Genomic DNA, 5,936 nt, shown 5'->3' with positions numbered 1-5,936 from the left:
GTCATTATTGTTACCTTTTTTTATTGTTGGTTTATCATAACAATGACCTTATAAAATTGGTACTAATTAGTGTAGCCTATCCATTAGCATGAAAAAAAATAATAAGATTTTAGTCGCTGTTATTCAAAATTTATCAATAATAAGCTTGAAACATAATTTTATTCCTGATTACCTGTTAAATAGATTATCTGATTTAAAAATTAATACAGAGCTAAACAATAATGAGATATTAGAATATACAAAAGATAAAGAAGAATTAAATGTATTATTAAAAAATAAATATACGTTTGATGAAGACGAAAACTATAGCAAAAGAGTCGATATTTTATTAGGAACATAAGCAAAGCGGGTTTTACTGTTAGATTCCATACCAATACTTGATAGTAGATCAAATGGTTGATTGGTTACAGTTTGAAATTGTTGCTGGATGCTATCTCGGATACTTTGATTATCAGGTAATAAATTATCGAAAAAATTGTAAACGATATCACCTTCATAAGTTTGTTCTCGCAATGGTAGAGATAACGAGATAGCTCGGCTACCAGCCAAAGATAACCACTTGTGAGCGTATTTGGAATAGTCAGTTTTAGGAAAATAATAAGGAAGTGTTTGCACATTATGAAATCCTTTTTCAAATATAGGTAAGTGTATTAACTGTTAACTTAAGTTAATCACTATTGTAAAATAGTAATAAAATAAACTTATCAATAAATTCTCCCCTACAAAGCTTATATTAAAACTTTGTAGGGTTATTAACAATTATTCAAGGTTTATAAAATACTTAACATACTGTATTGATTAAGTATAGATCTTCCAACATAATCTTCAAAAAACTCTTACCAGTATCATAAATATAACCACAAGAACTAAGGCATCACCCTGTTCTAATGCAATATTTAGTGGCACAGAATGTCTGAGTTGATAAATAGTGGTTTTGACTATAACAGTATATGTTATATGATGTTACCTAAAAATCTAAAGCTAACTAAAATTGAAAGATCTTTTCGATTCGGCATCCACACCAATTCCAAAAAATACACCAGCCCAAAGCTGGTTTTTTATGTCCAAAGCAATTATTAGAATTACTTTTCCTATTTTTTATCAACTGGCTTCAACTGAAATCAATCCAGATTAGGATAAAAGTGTCTAAACTATGACGCAATGATTAATAATATAATTCTGGTTATATATGAGTTTATTATTTATTCATTTACAATGCGTATGTCAGGTGCTTCATACTTAAATTAGAAAGACAACAACACGTTTTTGAAGACATCTTTATTATCAGTAAAGTTGATAATGTTCTTTGCATTATAATAGTCAAACAGATAAACTAAACCACATAAATAATTGTTATTGATTTGTTTGTTGAGGTTTTAGTTTTGTTAGTACATCAATTATCAAATGCTTTAAACGAAGATCAAGCTAACTGTTACCGTTATTTACTTGTAGACCCATTAAAACCAGTTAAAATTGTTGAGCCACTCGCGCTGGAAAATATTAAAGATGTCTTTTCTAGCGATGAGCTTAAAGTTATCTTACGCCCTGATTTATCCTATGAACCTACTATTTGTCCCCATCTTATATTGCTGGCGAAACCAGGCGAAGTGTTAGAGCCTGAATTATTGGATTTAACGATAACTCGAATCGAAAAAGAGCGCTCCCATTACAAACATTACATTTGTGCGTGGATAAGTAGTGAACTTGATATACAGAATTTAGCCGAAAAGATGATTGATTTAGGTCTACAGCTAGGTCGTTTACTCTCGCCTAAACAACCTACTTTCTTACCTTTCTATGAACATATTCGATTGCAATTATTAAAAGAAAGTCTCTCGGTTGAAAGTTTATTATCAGGATTATTCAATTTTATTCATCGTTATACTTATATGAATTATTATGGCCAATTAATTCAAATTAAAGCAGCCGATAATTTATTGACGAAAGACTTTCTCTTATCCAGTCAGATATTTTTACAAAATGCATTACAGTATCAAAATGAACCCAAAGCCACTTTTGGGTTGGTCAAAATGTGGCAAGATAATATTCAAACATTGCCACCTAATGCGCTATTTTTATCAGCGATTTTAGCACCAGGTTCATTAAAGAAACGCTTAGAACAATTGGAAAATGATATTAAAGCAAGTATAAATCAAAATAATAAATAATATTACTCGATAGATAGATTTGGATAGGAAAAACTATGGTTAGTGAAAATACACAAAACGTTGATACTTCTAGCTTATCGGCAATTGTATCATTAACAGACAATGGGCATGCATGTGTAAGGGAAGGATATCCGATTTTACTCTTAAGAAAGTCTGCGGTAAATAAGGTTTGGTCTTCACTATATTCGCAGCTCTTTTCATTCTTCGATTCATCACAATACTCTCTTGATGACCGAGAGCCACAAGAACCGTTACAAGATCATAATGAAGTATTAAGAGTGTTACGAGAAGGGTATGTTTATGTCCTTGCAGGAACCGATAATAAAAAAGACTATATTCGGTATTATGAAGTTTTAGAGGGTGGTATATTAAGGGAAAAAGCCCCAGAAGATCTTGAAATCGATAACAAGGATCCCTTTCCAACACGATGTCTAGCTGACAATCATTATGTCCCAGCTTCATTTATCTCGGTTGATATTAGCAATGACGAATTAAGTGACAAACCTTTTTTATGGATTGCCTATAGCCGTTACCCTTGGAATAAACAAACTCGTGATTATTATAAAAATAGCCAAGATTTAGCTCGGTTTACTAAAATTGATTTAACTTCATTTATTCAAGCGCCAGATAACCACCCAAGAGGCATAGATTTATCAAGCCAACATACTTTTGGTAAAATTTTAGAATTTATACCCTATATGACTGATAAATTGAGTTATTTACCGAATTATCAAGATAAAAGTGAACAACGTGATCCTTTTATTAATTTTATCAATGCCCGAAAGTCTCAATATAAAAAACCAGTTGGGGCGGTTATTTTAGAAGATCCCCTAGGTATGATTGAGGACTTAAATTTTCAACGCCTAGCCGAAGTCAATTATACAGGGGACGCTAAATTACATAATAAAATTGATAATAAAAGCGATATTCCTTATGAATATCATGAGTTTCACACCCCAGAGGGTCAATATAAAAAATTAAATTATGACTTAATTGAGCAATATAAAATTTCAATGAGAAAATATTTTGATGAAAATAGTACAGCTGGTACCGTTTTTGTCTCTAGTTTAGAAAATCTTTTTAGTAGTGATAAATGGCAATATGGTGGCTCGCCGGAAATCGTCGATGAAACAGGTAATTTGCGCTACAACTTATCCCAAGCAGAAAAAGCACATTATGATTTCGACCAATATTGGGCAAAGTTTAATAATCAATTAAAACTTGAAGAGTACAATCGCTTTGCTGATAAAGTAAAACAGTACGAGAAAATTAAAAAGAATAATGGTCGAGATTACACCCTTTATTGTCGCTGGTTATTTTGCGATAAGTTGCCCGCCTCTGATTTTTTTTCAGGTAGAAAACATCAATTTGAAAATAAGGAAGAGATAACCTTCCCTGAACAAAAAATATCCAGTTTTAATACAGTTAAATTTTGGGAGCAGGAGTTCAATTATAATAGCCAAGATATCCATAATGATATATTAGCTGATGCAATTCAGATATTTAGATCGCAAGGTAACAGTTATTATGATATGGGATTATGGGACGAACTCTTATCCAGTGATGAGACTTATTTTCATAAAGTCATTGCAGGAAAAAATCCTTCTTTTTGGAAAGAGGGTGATATCAAATCACTAGCGGATAAAGGCAACGAGCTCAACAATTTTTTAATTGAACATTGCCTTATTAATCCGATTATGGCTTTAGCACAATCACAGGCAATTCAACCTGAGAGTTCTGGTAAACAATTAGAAAAAATCACTAATGCACAAGGTGTACAAAAAGCGTTATCAGAAGCAGGGCACACGAATGCTAAAAGTAGAACTATTACCTTTAATATCAACACTGGCAAAATAAGTGCTTTGGAGAGTAATAAAAATGTTTCAATTACTTCGCAAACCACCATTGAAGACACCAAAAAAACCACTATCACCTTAACAATATTTTGTGATGATGATGGTTTTAAAAATATTGAAGATTATGTGAAACGGACTAATAGAGGCAATCGTGCTGTCAATGATGTGAATAAGCTGGCAACGGTAATTGATAATAATGTTGTCATAAATAATACTGACTCAAAAACAGTCAATCCAGAATTAATTACCGATGAGTTTCGTCTAACCTTACCGGAAGAGCGATATAATCAACTTGAGGCTCAGCTCAAAACCAAACATGGTTCTAATTTTAGTGGTTTTGAGATTATTGACAGTAAAGATGGACTGATAACCGCAACATTTAAAGGTCGAGGAACACAAGAGGGTATTAATGAATTAAAAGCCTACCTGCAAAGATATGCCTCAGATACCACAAAAAATCAATTTGCATCCGTAAAAACACTAATAAATAAAATCACCAATAACCATATTGACATTTCAATTCATGCTAATACTATGACCGAAGGCGCCCAAGAGATGGGAAATGTGATTAAAGAAAGCGTACCCTCTATTACCGCTAACGAACCTTCAACCCATCTAAGTAATGCACCGGTTAATCATCCTTCCAATCCTAAATTACGAGTGGCCTATGCAGCAAGTAGCACCTCAATTCTATTTGAATTCCTTTTATTAGCATGGCAAGCAAAATTATTGCTAGATAATAATAAAACTCTGCAAAAAACTAATTTAACAGAAGAACAGCGGAGTGAAGCAATGGCTGGACTTATATTTGCTAGCGTATCTATCTCGATTAATACCATAACTTTTATTACAGGCTCGGTCGATAAGCTTGCAAAGATGTCAGGTAACTTTAAAAGTAAAATAATGATAAGCGTTACTAATAAAGCTGTGGCACTATCCGAAAAAACCGTAATGAAAGTATTAATTAACCATGCCGAAAAACTGGCAAACACGGCAAAAGTTTGGGGAGTATTTGAAGGAGGAAAAGAAGTGTATTTTGGTTTGAACAAAATAAATGCAGGATTTAAAATTTCAGGAAGATGGCAATTTGCATCTGGAGTTCTTTTAGCTGTATCAATGTTCTTTGCTGGATCTGGTATCGGTATCGCATTATCAATTGTTTGTATTGTATTATCAATATTTTGTGCATTTATGAGCGAACTGACCTCATTAACGTCTATGGAGCGTTGGTTTGACCGCTGCTACTTTGGTTTAAATCAGCTAACCGGTAATTTATCTCCTTATCCATTAACTGAAGACGGCGTTAAAAAGCTCATTCATGGCTTTTATGGTGCTTCTCGTGGTTACGAACTTTTTCTAACCAAAAAATCGCAAAAAAGTTTCGTTTTTGATTATGGTGATAAACAGGATATTTATCTGAATGTAATTTTACCTAATTATAAACCGGACAGCATTCGCTATTATGGCTCTCTGATTGTTGAGAAAAAAGAGAGCAGTCAAAATGAGCTAATTGGTCATAACTTGACAGGAACGACTTTTAAATCAACGACCTCTCGTGATAGCTCTGCTGGCTCGCTCTCAACGTTAGAGATGAAAGTTGATTTTACAAACCAAGAAAGTCAACACACAAATCAATCATCAGTAAAAAATCAGCTGGTGACCTATAAGCTTGATGAACAAGGCTCATTAATCATCTGTCCAGTGGTCTATGTGGCTGATGATAATATCGATACAAAAATAAGTGTGCTAGGCTTTATTGAAGAGCAAAATGGCAGCGAAACACCATTTACCATTGAATTAGAAGATTACATTGATATTTGAGTAGGAACAAATAATGGCAGAATTTAAATTGGGGTATAAACATTATCCTAAAGACTTAGCAAAATTTAAACCAGTAGATAAAGACGATGAC

At 32.9% G+C, this 5,936-nt stretch carries 4 protein-coding genes and 1 pseudogene; 4 read left to right on the top strand and 1 reads right to left on the bottom strand.

Annotated elements, in window-relative coordinates; translation table 11 throughout:
- Positions 1–88 precede the first annotated feature (88 nt).
- Positions 89–340 carry a hypothetical protein gene (locus H3S73_RS13390; protein ID WP_198236981.1) on the top strand — a complete coding sequence of 84 codons (252 nt, stop codon included), beginning with the start codon at positions 89–91 and terminating at the stop codon, positions 338–340.
- Positions 341–363: 23 nt separating this feature from the next.
- Here the strand turns inward: H3S73_RS13390 and H3S73_RS13385 are convergent.
- A pseudogene (locus H3S73_RS13385) lies at positions 364–573 on the bottom strand (HipA N-terminal domain-containing protein); the annotation flags it as partial.
- Between the two features lie 418 nt (positions 574–991).
- On the opposite strand from H3S73_RS13385, the gene H3S73_RS13380 reads away from it, so the two are divergent.
- The 3 genes from H3S73_RS13380 to H3S73_RS13370 all read left to right on the top strand — a co-directional run bounded on the left by H3S73_RS13380 (position 992) and on the right by H3S73_RS13370 (position 5,845).
- A complete protein-coding gene (locus H3S73_RS13380) occupies positions 992–1,135 on the top strand; it encodes a hypothetical protein (RefSeq protein ID WP_198236979.1) in 144 nt (47 codons plus the stop codon).
- Positions 1,136–1,382: 247 nt separating this feature from the next.
- On the top strand, positions 1,383–2,168 hold the full coding sequence (locus H3S73_RS13375; RefSeq protein ID WP_198236978.1) for a hypothetical protein: 786 nt from the start codon (positions 1,383–1,385) through the stop codon (positions 2,166–2,168).
- Positions 2,169–2,203: 35 nt separating this feature from the next.
- Positions 2,204–5,845, top strand: coding sequence for a toxin VasX (locus tag H3S73_RS13370; protein ID WP_198248910.1), 3,642 nt, complete (start codon positions 2,204–2,206; stop codon positions 5,843–5,845).
- Positions 5,846–5,936 lie beyond the last annotated feature (91 nt).

The organism is Gilliamella sp. B14384G12, assembly GCF_016101825.1.
In the GTDB taxonomy this organism is placed as follows: domain Bacteria; phylum Pseudomonadota; class Gammaproteobacteria; order Enterobacterales; family Orbaceae; genus Gilliamella; species Gilliamella apicola_N.
The sequence above is the reverse complement of the archived record's forward strand: the minus strand, read 5'-3'. Positions and strand labels throughout refer to the sequence as shown.